General features: G+C 74.0%; 15 protein-coding genes. 11 read left to right on the forward strand and 4 right to left on the reverse strand.

All coding sequences use genetic code 11. The annotated features are described in order from the left end of the window. The first annotated feature begins 418 nt into the window (after positions 1 to 418). Positions 419 to 1,360, forward strand: coding sequence for a sucrase ferredoxin (locus AC0VYL_RS14305; RefSeq protein ID WP_475480420.1), 942 nt, complete (start codon positions 419 to 421; stop codon positions 1,358 to 1,360). Positions 1,361 to 1,438: 78 nt separating this feature from the next. On the opposite strand, the gene AC0VYL_RS14310 is transcribed toward AC0VYL_RS14305, so the two are convergent. After that, positions 1,439 to 2,488, reverse strand: coding sequence for a hypothetical protein (locus tag AC0VYL_RS14310; protein ID WP_475480421.1), 1,050 nt, complete (start codon positions 2,486 to 2,488; stop codon positions 1,439 to 1,441). Positions 2,489 to 2,698: 210 nt separating this feature from the next. Between AC0VYL_RS14310 and AC0VYL_RS14315 the strand changes: the two genes are divergently transcribed. From AC0VYL_RS14315 to AC0VYL_RS14335, 5 genes are read left to right on the forward strand one after another with little or no spacing between them, the layout of a single operon-like run. Then, a complete protein-coding gene (locus tag AC0VYL_RS14315; RefSeq protein ID WP_475480422.1) occupies positions 2,699 to 3,787 on the forward strand; it encodes a LacI family DNA-binding transcriptional regulator in 1,089 nt (362 codons plus the stop codon). Between the two features lies 1 nt (position 3,788). Then, positions 3,789 to 5,411 carry an FAD-dependent oxidoreductase gene (locus AC0VYL_RS14320; RefSeq protein WP_475480423.1) on the forward strand — a complete coding sequence of 541 codons (1,623 nt, stop codon included), beginning with the start codon at positions 3,789 to 3,791 and terminating at the stop codon, positions 5,409 to 5,411. A 53-nt stretch (positions 5,412 to 5,464) separates the two neighbouring features. After that, the gene (locus AC0VYL_RS14325) at positions 5,465 to 7,645 is read left to right on the forward strand and encodes a hydantoinase/oxoprolinase family protein (RefSeq protein WP_475480424.1); all 2,181 of its coding nucleotides are present in this window, start codon (positions 5,465 to 5,467) and stop codon (positions 7,643 to 7,645) included. Continuing rightward, the gene (locus AC0VYL_RS14330; RefSeq protein WP_475480425.1) at positions 7,642 to 8,337 is read left to right on the forward strand and encodes a hypothetical protein; all 696 of its coding nucleotides are present in this window, start codon (positions 7,642 to 7,644) and stop codon (positions 8,335 to 8,337) included. The genes AC0VYL_RS14325 and AC0VYL_RS14330 overlap by 4 nt, the downstream gene beginning before the upstream one ends. Next, on the forward strand, positions 8,334 to 9,662 hold the full coding sequence (locus tag AC0VYL_RS14335) for a transporter (RefSeq protein ID WP_475480426.1): 1,329 nt from the start codon (positions 8,334 to 8,336) through the stop codon (positions 9,660 to 9,662). The genes AC0VYL_RS14330 and AC0VYL_RS14335 overlap by 4 nt, the downstream gene beginning before the upstream one ends. Positions 9,663 to 9,731: 69 nt before the next feature. On the opposite strand, the gene AC0VYL_RS14340 is transcribed toward AC0VYL_RS14335, so the two are convergent. After that, positions 9,732 to 11,546, reverse strand: coding sequence for a serine/threonine protein kinase (locus AC0VYL_RS14340; RefSeq protein ID WP_475453209.1), 1,815 nt, complete (start codon positions 11,544 to 11,546; stop codon positions 9,732 to 9,734). Between the two features lie 308 nt (positions 11,547 to 11,854). Between AC0VYL_RS14340 and AC0VYL_RS14345 the strand changes: the two genes are divergently transcribed. The 3 genes from AC0VYL_RS14345 to AC0VYL_RS14355 all read left to right on the forward strand — a co-directional run bounded on the left by AC0VYL_RS14345 (position 11,855) and on the right by AC0VYL_RS14355 (position 15,261). Then, positions 11,855 to 13,108, forward strand: a complete 1,254-nt coding sequence (locus AC0VYL_RS14345; RefSeq protein ID WP_475480427.1) for a cytochrome P450 — start codon at positions 11,855 to 11,857, stop codon at positions 13,106 to 13,108. Between the two features lie 90 nt (positions 13,109 to 13,198). Further along, positions 13,199 to 14,239: an endo-1,4-beta-xylanase gene (locus tag AC0VYL_RS14350; RefSeq protein WP_475480428.1), complete on the forward strand. Its 1,041-nt coding sequence runs from the start codon at positions 13,199 to 13,201 to the stop codon at positions 14,237 to 14,239. A 95-nt stretch (positions 14,240 to 14,334) separates the two neighbouring features. Beyond that, positions 14,335 to 15,261 carry an aminoglycoside phosphotransferase family protein gene (locus AC0VYL_RS14355; protein WP_475480429.1) on the forward strand — a complete coding sequence of 309 codons (927 nt, stop codon included), beginning with the start codon at positions 14,335 to 14,337 and terminating at the stop codon, positions 15,259 to 15,261. Positions 15,262 to 15,311: 50 nt separating this feature from the next. On the opposite strand, the gene AC0VYL_RS14360 is transcribed toward AC0VYL_RS14355, so the two are convergent. Continuing rightward, positions 15,312 to 16,319, reverse strand: coding sequence for an AraC family transcriptional regulator (locus AC0VYL_RS14360; RefSeq protein ID WP_475480430.1), 1,008 nt, complete (start codon positions 16,317 to 16,319; stop codon positions 15,312 to 15,314). An 82-nt stretch (positions 16,320 to 16,401) separates the two neighbouring features. Between AC0VYL_RS14360 and AC0VYL_RS14365 the strand changes: the two genes are divergently transcribed. Together AC0VYL_RS14365 and AC0VYL_RS14370 are read left to right on the forward strand one after the other, a co-directional pair. After that, entirely contained in the window at positions 16,402 to 17,265 is an 864-nt protein-coding gene (locus AC0VYL_RS14365; protein ID WP_475480431.1) for an NAD(P)H-binding protein, read from the forward strand. Further along, positions 17,250 to 18,110, forward strand: a complete 861-nt coding sequence (locus AC0VYL_RS14370; protein WP_475480432.1) for an NAD(P)H-binding protein — start codon at positions 17,250 to 17,252, stop codon at positions 18,108 to 18,110. The genes AC0VYL_RS14365 and AC0VYL_RS14370 overlap by 16 nt, the downstream gene beginning before the upstream one ends. An 85-nt stretch (positions 18,111 to 18,195) precedes the next feature. On the opposite strand, the gene AC0VYL_RS14375 is transcribed toward AC0VYL_RS14370, so the two are convergent. Continuing rightward, on the reverse strand, positions 18,196 to 18,900 hold the full coding sequence (locus AC0VYL_RS14375) for a pentapeptide repeat-containing protein (RefSeq protein ID WP_475453221.1): 705 nt from the start codon (positions 18,898 to 18,900) through the stop codon (positions 18,196 to 18,198). Positions 18,901 to 19,058: the final 158 nt, after the last annotated feature.

Raw genomic sequence — 19,058 nt, forward strand, 5'->3', positions numbered from 1 at the left:
GTGGGGGGTGGGGGCGCGGCCGACCAAGGCTGTACGCCTAGCGAACACGTGTTCTGAAAGTGAACTTAAGTGATCCGCGTCACGGGGTCAAGGTGTGCCCGGGCCACATTTGGGACACACGAACGGCACGGGACCGGGCGACCGGGCCTGGTCAGGACCCTTGAGGAGCCCCCGCCCCGGAGCCGGGCGGACCCCGCGAGCCCTCGACCGGGAGCGCGCGGACGCGCGGGAAAGGGGAGGCGCACCCCCGGGGGAAGGCCGAACCGACCGACGCGCGGACACCGACACCCGCTCCGACCCGCGCCTACCGGGCGGGATAGGGTAGCCTAACCAAACAGCCACTCGGGTGTGGCGTCCTCCCCTGTCGACGCCCCCGTGTGCGCGCGGCAGTGAGCACCATCCGATTGGACGTGGACCCGTGCGGCTACCCACCGCCCCGGACGGCCGACGAGGCTGTTCGGCCCTGGCCCGCTACACAGACGAGCAGATCGCGGGCACCGCCGGCCGTACCGGCGGATGGCTGCTGATCGAGCACGACGGGCCCTGGCGCCACCCGGCCCTCTCCAGCGAGGGCCTGGACAGGGCGGTCGTCGCCGAGCTGTCGCGGCGCATCGCCGGGCGCGACGTCCGCCCCCAGCTCATCAAACGCCCCGGCGCCCGGGACCGCGCCCGTACCGGCCGCCCCCTGCGCGCCTACCTCGTCCACACCAGCCGCACCCGCCCCTGGGTTCGCAGGGTGGACTTCCACGACCTCGCGGAGCTCCTGGACATCGACGTCACCGCCGCCGAACGCCCCGAACCGCCCTCGTTCGGCCGCCCCGTGGACCACACCCTCTACCTGGTGTGCACCCACGCCAAGAAGGACCCCTGCTGCGCGATGCTGGGCCGCCCGGTCGCCGCGGCCCTGGCCGGTGGGGAGGCCGAGGTGTGGGAGACCACCCACGTGGGCGGTGACCGCTTCGCCGCCAACCTCGTGGCCCTGCCCCAGGGTGTCTACTTCGGTCGGCTGACCCCGGAGGGGGCCCAGGACACGGTCGCGGCCTTCGAGCGCGGGCTCGTCCTGCCCGAGAACTACCGGGGCCGCTGCACCGACTCCTCCCCCGCGCAGGCCGCCGAGGCCGCGCTGCGCACCCGGCTCGGCGTGCCGGTGGGCGTCGACGCGCTCACCCACCTCACCGAGGAGGAGACCGAGACGGGGGCCCGGATCACCCTGGGCCACGACGGCGGCCTGTACGCGGTCGAGGTGGAGACCGAGGAGGGCACGGAGTGCCCCAGCACGTGCTCGGCGCTCTCCCCCACGCGTCCGGTCTTCCACCGTGTGCGCGCCATCAGCGGGGAGCGCAGCGGCGCCCCGGTCTGATCCGGGACACGGGAGCCGGGGACGCGAGCCGGGGGCCGGCCCCGTGGCGCGGGGCCGGTCCCCGTCACGCCGGGGTGCTCACCCCGAGCGCGCGATGGCGATGGTCGCCCCGAGGCGGTGCCCCGCCTCGTAGAACATGTACTCCCGGCCTCCGTCGACCGCGTAGGAGGGCGCGGCCGAGCGCCCCGAGTCCGGTGGACCGGACAGCGGGGTGTGCACCACGCCCATGTGGCGGCGCGTCCCGAAGTCCCGGCCCACCTCCGTCATCCGGATGTCGCCCCGGTCGGTGTGGTAGACGACGTAGGTGCTGCCGCCCCTGATGACTAGGTGCGGGCCGGACAGGTTGGCCAGCCCGACGTCGGCGTGGTCGACCAGCGGTTCGGGGTCGAAGTCGAAGGTGATGCCGTCCGCCGACCACCCCCAGCCGATGGACCGGTTGTCCCCGGGGCCGTTGCGCATGAACACCATGACGTAGCGGGCGCCCCGGTCGGGCAGGGGGTGTTCGAAGACGCGCGCGTAGGAGGCCTCGGTGGTGCCCGGGACCATGCTCGTGGTCAGGACCTCGCCCTCGTAGGTGAAGTTCACGCCGTCGCGCGAACGGGCCAGGCGGGTGGTGTGGTTCTCCCCGTGGAAGTACAGCCACATCTCCCGGTGTTCGGCGTTCCAGAGCGCGTGCGGTGAGGACACGTGGCTGACCCGGTAGTGCGGCTCCCACACGTTGGCGACGACCGGGTTGCCCGGGTGCTCGGTGAAGGGGCCCTCCAGATCGTCGCCGTAGGCCAGGCAGAGGCCGCCGGGGTCCTCGTGCGGGGCGTAGTAGAGCAGGAACCGGCCGGGGGCGTCGGGCAGCCGCCCTCCGGTCCCCCGGATGCAGGGGAAGATCAGCTCCCCGGTCGGGTTGTAGGACAGCGACGAGGTGTCCAGCGCCTCGCGCAGGTAGGTGAAGGCGGGGAGCACGTCGGCCGTTGTGGTGGCGGTCGCGGCGCGGGCGGCGGCCGGGACGGCCCCCGCGGCGAGGAGGGCGGCGGCGCCGGTGCCGAGCAGCGCCGCGCGGCGGTCGACGCCGCCGTCGGCGGGCGACGGGTGCGGTGGGGGCTGGTTCTCCGGGTTCGCGCGGGCGTCGGGCATGGCGGATCCCTTCCGGAGCGGGGTCGGGGGACGCACTCCAGGGCACCGAGTCTCACCGGCCACGATGGGCTGGTCAAGGGTCTAATACGTATTAGCGAAACACTCCGCCCTTCACCGGGAAATCCGCGCTCCTCCCCTTGACACCGGGCATGACCCAGCTCACAGTCATGGACTAATGCGCATTAGCCCGCCCCCTCGGAGGAGTGACAGGTGAACCATCCCAGGCCGACCGGACGGCGCAGACCCCGCCAGTCCGACATCGCCCGGCTGGCGGGGGTCTCCCAGGCCACCGTCTCCCTGGTCCTGCGCGGCACCCCCGCCGGGATGGCGCTGGCCAAGCGGACCCGGCAGAGCGTCATGGACGCGGCCGAGGAACTCGGTTACGTACCCGACCCGGTCGCCACCCGGCTGGCCTCGGCCACCAACGCCATGCTCGGCCTGTACACCTTCAGCGCCACCTTCCCCACGGACGTCGCGCACTCCTACTACCCGATCCTGGTCGGAGTGGAGGAGGAGGCGGCCGCCCAGGGGCAGGACCTGATCCTGTTCACCGGGTCCGCCCGCGCCGCCGGGCGCGCCGACGACCCGGCCGCCGTCCGTCGGGTCCGGGTGGCCGACGGCTGCCTGTTCTTCGGGCGGCACGTTCCGGAGGAGCCCGTCCGGCGGCTGGCCGAGGACGGCTTCCCCTTCGTCTACATCGGCCGCCGGGACGAACCCGGCGTCCCCTACGTCGGCGCGGACTACGTCTCGGCCTCGGCGGAGGTGGTGGCCAGGCTCGCCGCGCTGGGCCATCGCACACTGCGCTACCTGCGCGAACACGACCAGGCCCCGGCGTCGTCGGACCGCGAGGAGGGGGTCCTGACGGGCGCCCGGGAGGCCGGTCTGGACACCGCCGACCTGGTGGTGCGCACCGACGGCCGCGACCTGGACGCCCGGATGCGGGAGTGGCGCGAGGCGGGCGTCACCGGGGTCGTGGTCGAACAGACCGACACCGGGGCGGCCCTGGACGGGTTGGCCGCCGCCGTCGACAGGGCGGCGCTGCGCTGTCCCGAGGACCTGTCCCTGGCCCTGCTGGGAGCCCCCACCGGCACCCGGGGAACCGCCCCGGGCGGCGGCGCGGACTTCGGCGGTTTCGTCGTGCCGATGCGCGCGATGGGCCGCGACGCGGTCCGGCTGCTCCTGCGCCTGATCGAGGGCGACCGCTCCGAACCCACCCGGAGGCTCCTGCCCTGCGAACCGGTCGAGGGCGGCACCCTCGCCCCCGTGCCGTCCCCGACGCACCACCCCCGAAAGGACTGACATGCCCCAGAGCAGTACCGAGATCCTCGTCGTCGGCGCCGGGCTGGGCGGGGTCGCCGCCGCCCTGGCGGCCGCCGACTCCGGCCGCCGCGTGGTGCTCACCGAGCCCACCGACTGGATCGGCGGCCAGCTCACATCGCAGGCCGTGCCACCCGACGAGCACCCGTGGATCGAACGCTTCGGATGCACCGCCTCCTACCGGCGTCTGCGCGAGGGGATCCGCGACCACTACCGGCGGGTGTACCCCCTGCGCGCCGAGGCCGCGGCCGGACGCGAACTCAACCCCGGCGCGGGCCGGGTGAGCAAGCTCTGCCACGAGCCGCGCGTGGCCCTGGCCGTTCTGGAGGAGATGCTGGCTCCGCACCGCTCGGCGGGACGCGTCACCGTCCTGACCCGGCACCGCCCGGTGGCGGTCCGCAGCGAGGGCGACCACGTGCGGGCGGTGGTCCTGGAGGACCACGCGGGCGGGCGCCACACCGTCTCGGCCGACTACGTCCTGGACGCCACCGAGGACGGCGACCTGCTGCCCATGGCCGGGATCGCCCACGTCACCGGGGCCGAGGCCCGCTCCGAGCACGACGAACCGCACGCGCCCGAGACCGCCGACCCCGCCAACCTTCAGGGCATCACCTACTGCTTCGCCGTGTCCCATCACGAGGGCGAGGACCACACCATCGAGCGCCCGGCCATGTACGACTTCTGGCGCTCCTACCGGCCGGACTTCTGGCCCGGGCCGCTGGTGGGCTTCTCCGCGCCCGACCCGCGCACCCTGGAACCGGTCGCGCGGACCTTCGTACCCAACCCCGCGACGGATCCGCTCGCCGTCGCCGCCGACCAGAGCGCCGACGCCGGGGACAAGGAACTGTGGGGGTTCCGCCGGATCCTGGCCCGGGGGCTGCACACGCCCGGCGCCTTCGACTCCGACATCACCCTGGCCAACTGGCCGCTGAACGACTACTGGCTCGCTCCCGCCCTGGAGATCGAGGGGCTGGTGGACGCCGCCACCGTACGCCGGGCCCACGAGGAGGCCCGCCAGCTCTCGCTGTCGGTCCTGTACTGGCTCCAGACCGAGGCGCCCCGAGCGGACGGGGGCACCGGCTTCCCCGGCCTCAGGCCGCGCCCCGACGTCACGGGCGCCCCGTACGGACTGGCCAAGGCGGCCTACGTGCGGGAGTCCCGGCGGATCCGGGCGGTCACCACGGTCACCGAGCACGACGTCTCCCTGGACCTGCGCGGCCCGCACGGAATCGCGCACCGCCACGACTCGGTGGGGGTGGGCAGCTACCGCATCGACCTGCACCCCTCCACGGGCGGCGACAACTACGTCGACATCGCCAGCGTGCCCTTCGAGATCCCCCTGGGAGCGCTCCTGCCCGAGCGGGCGACCAACCTCCTGCCCGCCGCGAAGAACATCGGCACCACCCACATCACCAACGGCTGCTTCCGGTTGCACCCCGTGGAGTGGAACGTCGGTGAGGCCGCCGGGCGTCTGGCCGCCTTCGCCCTGGAACACGGCACCACGCCGCACGCCGTGCGCGAGAAGGCCGACCTCCTCCGGGACTTCACCGCGCTGCTGGACCGCACCGGCGTCGAACGCCGCTGGCCCAACGTCCGCGGCTACTGACGCCCACGGCCGGACGGCCCCGCCCCAGGCACCACCGCACAGACAGGCCCCCCATGAGCGACCCGACCCCGCCCCCGGCCCGCGACCCCGTACGCGTCGGTATCGACGTCGGCGGTACCTTCACCGACGCCGTCGCCGTCAGCGCCACCACCTACGCCCTCCTGGGCCAGGTCAAGGTCCCCACCAGCCACGACCACGCCGACGGCGTCGCCCACGGCATCATGACCGCGCTGGAACGGCTGCTCGACGACATCGGGGCGAGCGCCGACGACGTCGGCTTCCTCGCGCACGGCACCACCCAGGCCACCAACGCCCTGCTGGAGGGCGACGTCGCCACCATCGGGATCGTGGGGGTGGGCAGCGGCTTCGACGCCCTCGCCACCCGGCGCCTGCGCTCCCTCGGCAGACTGCGGCTCGACTCCGGCCGGACCCTCCCGGTCCGCTACGCCGCCCTGCGCGCCCCCGAGAACGGTGCGGCCGCGCTGGCCAGCGTGGACGCCGTCCTGGCCGAGGGCGCGGAGGTGGTCGTGGCGGTCGAACCGTTCAGCGTGGACGACCCCGACGGCGAGCGGTCGGTACTGGCCGCCGCCGCCACGCGCGGAGTGCCCGCCACCGCCACCCACGAGATCACCCGGCTCTACGGCCTGGGCAAGCGCGCCCGCACGGCCGCCCTCAACGCCGGGGTGATGCCCCGCATGCTCCAGACCGCCGACCTGGTCGAACGCAGCATCCAACGGGCGGGGGTGCGTGCTCCGCTGATGGTGATGCGCTGCGACGGCGGCGTGATGTCCCTGCCCGAGATGCGCTCCCGTCCCCTGCTCACGGTGTTGTCCGGCCCCGCCGCCGGGGTCGCCGGGGCGCTGATGGGCGAGAGGGTCAGCGAGGGCGTCTTCCTGGAGACCGGCGGTACCTCCACCGACATCAGCGTCGTCCGGCGCGGCCGCGTACAGATCCGCCACACCCGGCTGGGCGGCCGGGAGACGTACCTGTCCGCCCTGGACGTGCGCACGGTCGGCGTCGGCGGCGGGTCACTGGTCCGGGTCAGCGGCACCGCCCCCGGCGGGGCGGCCCTGACCGGTGTCGGCCCGCGCAGCGCCCACATCGCCGGGCTCCCCTACGCCTGCTTCGCCGCCCCCGAGGAACTGCGGGGCGCCCGCCTCGCCCTGGTGAGCCCGCTGGCGGACGACCCGGCCGACCACGCCGTCCTGGCGGCCGGTGGACGGCGCTTCGCCCTCACCGTCACCTGCGCGGCCAACGCCGCCGGGCTCGTCCCCGAGGGAGACCACGCGCGCGCTGAGGCCACCACGGCCCGCCTGGCCCTGGAACCACTGGCCCAGGCCCTGGGCACGGACGTGGTGACCGCCGCCCGCCGAGTGCTGCGCACCGCCACCGACCGCGTCTCCGAGGTGGTGGACGCCCTCGTGGACGACTACCGCCTGGACCGCGACGTGTGCTCACTGGTCGGGGGCGGCGGGGGCGCCGCCACCGTCACCCCCTACCTGGGTGAGCGCACGGGCATGGCCGCGCGCATCGCCGCCCACAGCGAGGTGATCAGCCCCCTGGGCGTGGCCCTGGCCCTGGTCCGCGAGACCGTGGAGCGCATCATCCCCGACGCCACCCACACCGACGTCCTCACCGTGCGGGCCGAGGCGGAGCGCGCCGTCCTCGCCCAGGGCGCCGATCCGGCCGCCGTCGAGGTGGACGTCACCGTCGACCCCCGGCGCAACCTGGTCACCGCCGTGGCCACCGGCGCCACAGCGCTGCGCGCCAAGGACCGCGCCGCCGCCACGGACGAGTCGACGGCGCGCGCCGCTGCCGCCGCCAGCCTGGACGCCCGCCCGGACGAACTCACCGAGTACGCCGCCAACGGCCAGTACCGGGTCCTGGGCCTGGTCCGGCGGCCCGGCGGCCCCCTCGGCCGCTTCGCCCGTCCGCGCACCCACGTACGCGTCGTCGACGCCGAGGGGGTCGTACGGCTGCACAGCGCCGACGCCGAGGTGGACACCCTCGTCGCCGATCAGGCCGAGGGCGCGCTACGGGACCTGGTCACCGAACGCACCGTCTACGGGGACGGCGGCGCCGTGCCGCCCGCCGTGTGGCTCCTGCTCGGCCCCAAGCTCGCGGACCTGTCCGGGGTCATGGACGCCGGGCACCTGCTGGCGCTGGCCGGAACGGAGATCGCCCGGCGCGGCCCCGACGAACCGGTCGTGGTCCTGACGGAGCGGCGCCGGTGACCGCCCCGGCCCGCGGCCCCGGCGAGGGCCCGGAGCCGCGCCCCGGAACCGGCCTGCGTGAGCGGTACGCGCGCATCGCGCGCACCCCCGAGGCGGAACTCGCCGCCGACCTGCTCGCGCTCACCCCCACGCACGAGGGCCGGGAGCGGGCGGACCTGCTCACCTGGGCCGGGCACGCCCTGGCCTTCGGCCGGGAGATGGCCGACTCCCGCGACGGCCCCCGCGACGTGCCGGAGGTCCGGGTGGCCGAGCGGGCCCGGGGCGGGGTCCGCCCCGACCAGATCCTGCTCGCGGAGTACCTGCACCGCTCCTCGGGGTCCCTGGTGGTCGTCTACGACGACGCCCTCGACTACGCCCGGCGCGTGGCCCGCGCCGCCGGTTGGGGCGCCGACTACCCGCGTGCCGCCGTGCGCCGGGCCGCCCTCGCCCACGAGGAGGCCCACCGCCTGCTGCACGGCGGGCACAGCCGGGCCCTGCGCCGGAGGATCGACCACACCGCGCTGCGGATCGGGCCGCTGCGCCTGCGCGGACACGTGGTCGGCGCCGACGAGATCGCCGCGCACGCCTACGCCCACCACCGCTGTTCCCTGAACCGCAGCCCGATCGCGCTCACCGCCGCCATCGCCGCCTCCCTCTCCCACCCGGGCCCGCACCGGTCGGGACCCGACACCCCTCCCGGAGACCACCCGTGACCGCCTTCGGCATCCTGTTCGCCATGGCGGTGGGCGTCAGCCTCATGCTCACCCGCCGCCTGCCCACCGCCTTCGCCCTCGTCCTGCTCTCCGTGGCCATCGCGCTGATCGCCGGGGCCCCGCTCACCGGGGAGGAGGGCAGCGTGGTCGGGACCGTCCTCCAGGAGGGGGCGCCGCGCCTGTCGGCCACGATGATCGCCATCCTGCTGGGCAGCTGGCTGGGCACCCTGATGTCCGAGACCGGCATCGCCTCGACCCTGGTCCGCAAGATCGTGGAGTTCGGCGGAGAGCGCCCCTCCGTCGTGGCCGTCGGGGTCTTCCTCGTCGCGATCCTGTGCGGCAGCATCACCGGCTCCGCACCGGCGGCGATGCTCGCCGGCGTCGTCGGCATCCCCGCCATGATCGCGGTCGGGGTGACCCCCACCGTCGCGGCCGGGACCGTCCTGGTGGGCATCGCCGCCGGGGTGCCCCTGGAACTGATCAACTGGCAGTTCCTGTCCGACGCCATCGGCGTGCCCGTCTCCACCGTCCAGCACTTCCAGCTGCGACTGTTCCCGATCGCGCTGGTCGGCGGACTGGCGTACATCCTCGTGGAGATGCGCCGCAAGGGCGCCCGGCACACCTGGTCGGTGCGGGTCCCCGCCCCGGCGGGCGGCGGTCCCGACCGTCCGCCCAGCCGCAGGGAGAGGGCGGCCGAGCGGCGGCGCCGACGCGGCGACGCGCCCTGGTACGCGCTGGTCACCCCGTTGGTCCCGATCGTGCTGGCACTGGGCTTCGAGGTGCCCATCATCCCGTCGCTGCTGACCGGTGTGGTCTTCGCCCTCGCCACGGCGGTCCCCTGGCGGGAGGCGTCCGCGGCGGCGCTGCGCACCCTCTACCGGGCCTTCGACGTGGCGGCGCCACCCATCGTGCTGTTCATCGCCATCGGCATGCTGCTGGCCGCCGTGGGGCTCCCCGGCGCCGTCACCGCGCTGAGCCCCGTGGTCACCGTGATCAGCCCGAGCGACCCCTGGCTGTTCGTCCTCGTCTTCGCCCTCCTGGTGCCGCTCAGCCTGTACCGGGGACCGATGAACATCTTCGGCCTGGGCGCCGGGGTCGCCGGGGTCCTCATCACCGGGAACGTCTACCCCGCGCCCGCCGTGCTGGGCCTCATGGCCTCCTACGGCCAGGTGCTGGGGGTCTCCGACCCCACCAGCACGCAGACGGTGTGGGCCTCGCAGTACGCGGGGGTGCGGCCCGAACGGTCCATGCTCTCCACCCTGCCCTACACGTGGGTGATCGCCGTGGCGGGACTGGTCCTGGTGGTCTTCCTCTACCTGCTCTGAACCCGCGGAACGGGTGAGGGGGTGGTGGGACCGCGCGGTCCCACCACCCCCTCACCCGAAGACCCCGGGTCAGCCCCAGAAACCGAAGCTGAACAACAGGAAGTTGGTGGCGGCCATGGCGGCCAGCGCCAGCACCACGCCCACCACGAACGACGTCCGCAGCGAACGCACCAGGTACTCCAGGGACACCATGTTGTTGAGCAGGAAGTAGCCCAGCATCATCGCGTGCACGAACCCGTCCACGCTCCACGGCTCGAACTGGAAGACCGACCCGGTCCACATGTCGGCCTCGGCCGTGAACCACGCCCACGCCAACGCCGCCCCGTACCCCAGGGGGATCTGGATCAGCGGGATGATCATCAGCGGCAGCAGCTTGACGAAGCCCCACAGCCCCGGCTGGTCGGCACGGCGCGCCTCGGCCTGGGCCCGACGGGCCGCGTCCTGCTCGGCGCGCAGCCGGTCACGGTGGGCGCGCTCGGCCTCCTGCCGACGGCGCTGCTCCTCCTGCTGTTCCTGGGCGCGGCGCTGCTGACGCTGCTGTTCCATCTGCCGCTGGCGCTGTTCCTCCGCCCGGCGGTACTGGCCCTCCTGCTCCTGGCGGGGGGCGGCGCGCTGGTCGCGGCGGCCGCCGTAGAGGTCCGCGTAGGGGTCCTCCGCACCGGGGCCGCCCTGACCGTACTGCTGCGTGGACTGGTGCTGGGACGGCTGGTACTGGGCCGTGGGCGGGACCTGGCCGGGCTGGCCCGGCGCCTGGGTGCCCGGGAAGGCCGCCGTGGGCTGGTGGGAGGACCCCTGCTGGTCGCCCAGCACCGAGGTGGCCCCCGCCGAGGGGTCCTGCGTCCCGTACCCGCCCGAGGGCGCCACCTGCGTGGACTGGTCGTCCCCGAAGGCGCCCGCGGCCGCGGCTCCGGCCACCGCCCCGGCGGCACCACCCAGCGCCGCCGCGCCACCCGCGCCCAGGAACTCGGTCCGCTGGTGGCCGCCGGTCGCACCGGGGTCGCCCGCCGAGGTCGCCAGGGCCTTGTTGACCTTGGCCACCTGCTCCTGCACGCCCATCATCACCGCCGGGGGGAGCCAGGAGGACCCGGCGTGCACGTCCCCCAGGTAGTCCAGGATCTCGCCCGGGGCCGGCCGTCCCCGCACGTCCTTGGACAGACAGGCCGCGATGAGGTGGCGCAGCGACTCGGGGACGGCGGACAGGTCCGGTTCCCGGCTGATGATGCGCATGACCATCGTGGGCATGTTGCCCTCGCCGAACGGCCCCGTCCCCGCAGCCGCGAAGGCCAGCACCGCGCCATAGGCGAACAGGTCGCTGGCGGGCGTGAGCTCGGAGCCCTGCACCTGCTCGGGGCTCATGAAGCCCGGCGTGCCGATCACCGACTGCGTCGCGGCGGTGCCGTCGGTGGCCCGCGCGATACCGAAGTCGATCACCCGGGGCCCGTCCTCCGCCAGGAGCACGTTGCCCGGCTTGAGGTCGCGGTGGATCAGACCGACCCGGTGGATCTCGGCCAGCGCCTCGGCCAGACCCGCCGCCAGGACCCGCACACTCGCCTCGGGCAGCGGACCGTGGGCCTGCACCGCCTCGTCCAGGGGCAGCGAGGGCACGTAGGAGGTGACCAGCCAGGGCACCTCGTCGTCGGGCCCCGCGTCGATGACCGGAGCGGTGAACGCCCCGCTGACCTGGCGCGCCGCGGTGACCTCCCGGGCGAACCTCTGCCTGAAGGAGGGATCCGTGGCCAGGTGCGGGTGAATGCGCTTGATCGCGACCGCGCGGCCACCGGCCGAGCGCCCGAAGAACACCTGACCCATGCCACCGGCGCCCAGGCGCCCGATCAGCCGGTACCGACCGACCCGCTCCGGATCAGAGTTCTCTAGCGGCCCCAACGTCCTCAACCTCCGGCTCTGCGGCGTCTTCCTACCGAACGGGGCCCCAGTCTAGGCGTTGGCCGCGCCCCCCGGACCACCCACACGACGTGTGATCCGCCCCGGTGTCCCGGGGTTCGCACGAACCCGCAGGAGGGGGCCGGAGACCCCCGTGCGCGAGCGGGCAGGAGGGAAGGGCAACCGGTCCGAACGAGCGGCCCCCGGACTCGGTTCCCACCTGGCCACTGACGGCCAACTCCGGCGTTCCACCCGGGTGCGAGGGCCCGGACGCCTAGGCTCGAAGGCGTCCCTGAGAGGAGCCACCCAGCATGCGGACACTCGACACCCTCCGTACCGACGCCCAGCTCCGCCTGGCCCACGGCGTGTCGTGGTTCACCGCGCAGCGCGGAGACCACCCCAGCCGCCTCCTGCACTGGCCCTGGCGGCAGAACCCCTACCCGACCTACCGCAGGATGCGCGAACAGGGGCCGGTGGTCTCCAGCCGGCTCCCCTTCCAGGCCGCCACCACCCGCGCCGCCGTCGACGAGGTCCTGCGCTCACGCGACTTCGGAGTCGAACCGCCCGAGGGAATCGCGATCCCCGAGCAGTACCGCGTCGTGGACCTGTCCTTCCTCCAACTGGACCCGCCCGACCACACCCGGCTGCGCAGACTCGCCCGTCCCGCGTTCAGCCCGCGCCGCATGACCGAGTACCGCGCGGAGATCGAGAAGATCACCGCCGAACTCCTGGACGCGGCCCTGGCCCGCGACGACTTCGACCTCATGCGCGACTTCGCCCAGCCCCTGCCCATCGCCGTGATCAGCCGCCTGCTGGGCGTCCCCGAGCGCGACGACGCCGACTTCGTGCGGATCGGCTTCGTGATCGGCGCCGCGCTCGACGGCGCCAACTCGGCGCGTCACCTGAAGGAGATCCGCGACGCCACGGCAGAATTGGACCGGTTGTTCGCCCGTCTGATGGACGAACGCCGCGCCGAACCGCGAGAGGACGTGGTCTCCACCCTGGTCCGGCAGTCCGACGACGGGGAACTGACCGCCACCGAACTGACCGCGATGTGCCGCCTGCTGCTGGTCGCCGGGTTCGAGACCACGGTGAACCTGATCGGGAACGGAGTGATGGCCCTGCTGCGCCACCGCGAACAGTGGGAACGGCTGACCGCCGACCCCGCCCTGGCCACCGGCGCCGTGGAGGAGGTCCTGCGCTTCGACTCCCCGGTACAGCTCACCGGACGCTGGGCCCAGGCGGACACGCAGGTCCAGGGGGTCCCGGTCCGGGCCGGTCAGCAGCTCATGTGCCTGATCGGATCGGCCAACCGGGACCCGGGCCACTTCACCGACCCCGACCGGTTCGACATCACCCGGCCCGACGCCGGTGAGCACCTGTCCTTCTCCGGAGGGGCCCACTACTGCCTGGGCGCCCCGCTGGCCCGGTTGGAGGGCGAGATCGCGCTGCGCGTGCTCGCGGAGCGGGCACCGGGGCTGCGGCCCACCGGCGCGCCCACCCGACGGGGCACGCTGACGGTGCGGTCCCTGTCCGCGTTCCCGGTGTCCGCCGGGGCCCGGTAGAAGGTGGGGGCCGACGGGGTTCGGGGGGCCGCCCGGGACGGCTGGCTGGCGGCCACGCGCGGGAAGGGTGTCCTTCTCACCGCGGGGGCGGTGTGCGTGGTCGTGTCCCTGGTGGTGGCGGTACTGGCGCTGGTCCTTCCAGGCCCGGGTGAGGAACCGTCGAGCGAACTCCCGGCCCTGGCCCGCTCACACGGGATCGAGCTGGGCGTGGCCGTGGCGGTGAACCCCCTGACCCACGACTCCCGGTACCGGGACCTGGTCACCGACCACTACACGTCGGTGACGGCGGAGAACACCATGAAGTGGCAGTACGTCCAGCCCGAGCGCGGCACGTTCGACTGGAGCGGCCCCGACGCGGTGGTGGGCCACGCCGAGGACCACGGGCTGTCGGTGCGGGGCCACACACTGCTGTGGCACAACCAGCTGCCGGACTGGCTGGCGCGGGGGTCCTTCGACGCCGAGGAGCTGCGGTCGGTCATGCGTGAGCACTTCGGCGCGCTGATGGGCCGCTACGAGGGTCGGGTGACCTCCTGGGACGTGGTCAACGAACCCTTCGAGGACGACTCCCCCCGACTGCGCGAGAACCTCTGGTACCGGACCCTGGGAGAGGACTACGTCGCCGAGGCGCTGCGGACGGCGCACGAGGCCGACCCCGAGGCTCGGCTGTACATCAACGAGTTCGGGGTGGAGGGCAGCGGGGAGAAGGCCGACGCCCTGTACGAGCTCGCCTCGGACCTGTTGGACCAGGAGGTGCCGCTGCACGGGATCGGGTTCCAGGGACACTTCGTGCACGGCGACGTGCCCGACGACCTGGCCGGGAACATGCGGCGCTTCGCGGAGCTGGGCCTGGACGTGGAGATCAGCGAACTGGACGTGCGCGTCCCCGAACCGGCCACCACCGAGGACCTGGAGGCCCAGGCCGACGAGTACCGGCACGTCCTGGAGTCCTGCCTGGCGGTGTCCCGCTGCGTGGGGGTGACCGTCTGGGGCGTGGCCGACGCCCACTCCTGGATCCCCGACTGGTTCCCCGGGTACACGGCCGCGCTGCCCTTCGACGACGACTACGCGCCCAAGCCCGCACTGGGCGGTATGGTCGAGGCGCTCAGCCGAGGCCGCCGCGCCCAACGGTAGGACGGCACGGAGGAGGTGTTCGGTATGCGTTAGGCACGCGCCCCTCCCCCACTCCTTCATCACGCCCTGAAGCGACGACGAAGGAGACCGAGACCATGACCGAACCCACTCCCCCGATCCCCGTGCCGCCCGCGTTCACCGAGCACCTGACCACGATCCTGGGCCCCGGATGGCCCGCGTCCCTGCCCGGACTGGCCTCCCGCCAGTGCGACCGGTGGGCGCTGCGCCCCACCGGGACGCCGATGCACGGCTTCGTGGCACTGGTGGTGCCGGTGGAGCGCGCGGACGGCTCCCCCGCCGTGCTCAAGGTGCAGCCCGTGGACCAGGAGACCGAGGGCGAACCCGTGGCCCTGCGCGCCTGGGACGGCGACGGCGCCGTACACCTGCTGGAGCACGACCCCGACACCGGGTCGATGCTGCTGGAGAGGCTGGACCCCACCCGGCGGCTGGACACCGTCCCCCTCGACGAGGCGTTGGAGGTGATCGCGTCCCTGTTGACCCGGTTGGGCTCCCGTCCCGGGCCGCCCGGGATGCGCGACCTCGGGGGCATGGCCCTGGGCATGGCCGCGAACGCCGGGGAGCTGGTGGCCTCGGAACGGGTACGGGACCGGACCCGGGAGTGCCTGGACCGGTGGGCGGGCCTGGCCCGTGAGATGGCGGACGACCCGGGTGACCGGCTGCTCCACTGGGACCTGCACTACGAGAACGTGCTGGCGCCGCCGCCCGGCACGGAGCGGGGGCCGTGGCTGGCGATCGACCCCAAGCCGCTGGTGGGCGACACGGGCTTCGAGCTGCTGCCCGCGCTACGCAACCGGTGGGAGGAGGCCGAGGCCACCGGCGACCCGCTCCGGGAGGTCCGGCGCCGCTTCGACCTGCTCACCGAGGCGGCGGGGCTCGACCGGGACCGGGCCCGCGCCTGGACCCTGGTGCGGGTCCTGGAGAACACCCTCTGGGAGATCGAGGACGGGGAGGACCCCGCCGCCGGGGTCGCGGGCGCCGTGGCCCGCGCCCTGGAGGCCTGACCTGTTCGGGGCGGCCGTCGCGGAGACGCGGCGGCCGCCCCTGCGGCGTCTCAGCCGCCCGGGCCCGGAGCGGCCCCCACCAGGGCCTCCCCGCCCCTCGGCGCGGCCCGCCGTACGGGCGCGTCCGGCGCGCCCCGGCGGTGTTCGGTGGGTGTGGTGCCGCGCAGCCGCTTGAAGGCGGCGCTCAGGGCGAAGGCGTTGGAGTAGCCGACCCTGCGCGCGACCGCGTCCACGGTGGTGTCGGACTCGCGGAGCAGGTCGGCGGCCCGGCCCACCCGCCAGTCGGCCAGGTAGGTCATGGGCGGGACCCCCACCAGCGCGCGGAAGTCACGGGCCAGGGTGGCGCGGGAGACCCCGCAGCGTTCGGCCAGCACGGCCACGGTCCAGGGGTCGGCCGGACGGTTGTGCATCAGGCGGAGCGCCTGGCCCACCACCGGGTCGTCCATCGCGGTGTACCAGGCGGGTGGACGGGCCCCGGGGCGGTCGAACCAGGCGCGCAGCACGGTGATCAGGGCCAGGTCCAGGAGGCGGTCCAGGACCAGTTGCTGGCCCGGGGAGGGGCAGTCGATCTCCGCGGTGATCAGGTCGCGGAGCCAGTCCTGGCACTCGTCGCCCGGGACGACCAGGACGGGCGGCAGGGCCGAGACCAGGCGCTGGCTGAGATCGCCGGAGACGTCGTAGTAGCCGCTCAGCAGGAGGTCCGGGGAGTCCGAGGACTCCCCGTAGGTGCGCAGCCCCTGGCTGGCCTCCTCGGTCAGGACTCCGCCGTCGGGGCCGAGACAGGTGTTCCGGTCCAGGACCGTGCAGGTGACGGGTGCGTCGGCGGGGTGGGCGACGGTGTGCGGCCCGGGGGCGCGCAGGATGGCGGTGTCCCCGGCCGCCAGTGTGAGGGGCTCACCGTCCTCGGGGACGATCCAGGCGTGTCCGCGCACCATGGTGACCAGGGTCAACGGTGAGTTGTGGTCGAACCGCACCGCCCACGGCGGGTTCATGACCGACCTGCTGAAGAGCGCCCCTCGGGCGCGGACCCCGTCCAGGAGGTCCGAAAGTGCGTCCATGCCGACAAGCGTAGACGATGGGATATCCGGTTGAGCTTCTGGGCCATGGATCGTCTCATACTGGTGGGGTTGAATCAGGGTCATGACAGAGAACACGAACACCACGACGACACGTCCGGTCCTGGTGACCGGCGCGACCGGAATGACCGGCAGGCGAGTCCTGGCCCGGCTGCGGGAGAAGGGCGTGGAGGCGCGGGCGGCCTCCCGCTCCTCCGCGTGGGCCTTCGACTGGAGCGACCCGGCCACCTGGGACCGGGTGCTGGACGGCGCCGGCGCGGTCTATCTGGTGCAGAACGACCTGGACCCCCGCACTCCGGAGTTCGTGGAGCGCGCGGTCGCACTCGGGGTGGAGCGGATCGTCCAGCTGTCGGCGCGCGGCGTCGACGGACCGGCCTACTTCGAGCACGGGGACGACGCCCCGGCGCACCTGCTGGGAGAGCGGGCGGTGAAGGCCAGCGGCCTGGAGTGGACGATCCTGCGGCCCGGGTGGTTCTCCCAGAACTTCAGCGAGGGACTGCTGGTGGACGGAGTGCGTGCCGGGGTGCTGCGGCTCCCCACCGCCGACGGAGCGACCACCTGGGTCGACACGGAGGACATCGCCGCCGTGGCGGTGGCGGGCCTCACCGAGCCGGGCCACCACGGACGCACCTACGAGCTGGGTGGGCCCCGGGCCCTGACCGTGGGCGAGGCGGCCGCCGAGATCGCGAAGGCGCTGGGCCGCACCATCCGCTACGAGCCGGTGTCCGAGGAGGAGTACGCGAGCGGCCTCACGGCGGCGGGCTGGTCCGAGGCGGAGGCCGGGGAGATGGTCGTGGCGCTCTCGGCCATCCGGCGCGGCCTGGAGTCCACGCGGTCCGCCGGTGTCCGGGAGGCGCTGGGACGTGAGCCGCGCGACTTCTCCGACTACGTGAACAGGACCTTCCACGAGGGATGGGGACAGCCGTGACGGTACTGGTACTCGGCGCGACCGGGATGACCGGATCGCGTGTGGCGCGACGCCTGCGCGAGCAGGGCGTACAGGTGCGGGCGGCCTCGCGCTCCTCGGAGTGGACCTTCGACTGGCGGGACCGCTCGACCTGGGACCGGGCGCTGGACGGGGTGCGCGCGGTGTACCTGTCGCCGTTCGACCCCGAACCGCTCACCCCGCCCTTCGTGGAGCGCGCGGTGGCGCACGGCCTGGAGAGGATCGTGCTCCTGTCCGGCCGCGGGGTCGACGACCGGGACTACTTCCCCCAGGTCTACGAGACGGACCCGGACCTCGTCACCACCCACGTGCTCGGCGAGGAGGCCGTCAGGGCCAGCGGTCTGGGGTGGACGATCCTGCGGCCCGGGTGGTTCTCCCAGAACCTCAGCGAGGGGTTCCTGAGCCGGGTGGTGCGGTCGGGCCGGATGCGGCTGCCCACCGGGGACGGGGCGGCCACCTGGATCGACGCCGAGGACATCGCCGCCGTGGCGGTGGCCGCGCTCACCGGGGAGGGGCACCACGGGCGCACCTACGAGCTCTCCGGGGCACGGGCTCTGGACCTGGCCGAGGTGGCGCGGGAGATCTCGCGCGGTCTGGGCCGCGAGGTCACCCACGCGCCCGTGACGGTCGAGGAGTTCGTGTCCGAACACGTGGCCCAGGGGTGGTCGGAGGAGGAGGCGCGCGGTGTGGCCTCGGCCCTCTCCCCCATCCTCCGGGGCAAGGACGCCCACGTCTCGACGGGTGTCCGTGAGGCGCTCGGGCGTGATCCGCGCACCTTCACGGAGTTCGTGGCGGACGCGGTGGACTCCGGGGCGTGGGAGCAGTGAGACGAAGCCGCACCTTTACGTCGTAGATTCATACACGGCCCCGCGCCCCGCACAGCAACGGCTGCGCGGGGCGCGCCCGCGTGCCCTACTCGCTGACGGTGATGCCCAGCGACCCCAGGATCATCCCGGCCTGGACGGGGCCGATGGTGGCACCGCGCAGGAAACCGGCCTGCTGGAGCTCCAGCTCCCCCAGGTCCACCCCGCGCAGGTCCGCCCCGGTGAACCGGGCGTTGACCAGGTTGGCCCCGCGCAGCCGCGACTCCACCCACACCGTCTCGCGCAGGTCGGCCGAGGCCAGGTCCGCCTCGTCCAGGCGCAGCCCCTCCAGGGTCTGGCCGCGCAGGACCAGTCCCTTGCACCGGGCCAGCATCAGGTTGCACTGGGAGAAGGAGTAGCCGATCCCCCGCAGCGAGTTGAGCCCGGCGCCGGTCATCCTGCACCCGGTGAAGACCGTGTCGGTGAGCAGCGCGCCCTGCCAGCGGGTGTTGGCCAGGTCCGTGCGCTCGAACCGGGTGTCCGTGCACTCGGTGTGCGCGAAGGAGGCCCCCGGGGCCCCTCCCCCGGTGAACACCGCCCCCTCCAGGACCGCGCGGTCCAGGCGGGCCCCGTCCAGACGGCAGTCGACGAACCGGGCGTCCACCAGGTGGGCGTCGCGCAGGTCGGCGCCGCTGAGGTCGCAGCGGGTCAGGACGCGCGGGGCTCCCGGGTCCTGGGCCAGGGCCTCGCGCAGGTCGTGCTCGGACAGGTCGGCGTCGGTGGTCTCGGGCTTGGCGAGAAGGTCGGTGCTCACGCTCCGGACCTTAGAGCATGTTCGGCGGACACACACCCTGCTGCGCGTCGCCCCAGCGGCACTCGCACGGCGTTCTCATCAGTCGACAGCCAAACCCGGGCTGACTCCTTCTTCGGCCTTGCGCCAGCACCACTGGATGCACCGCTCGCGACAGGCAG

It is taken from the genome of Nocardiopsis sp. iso_238, from assembly GCF_056173325.1.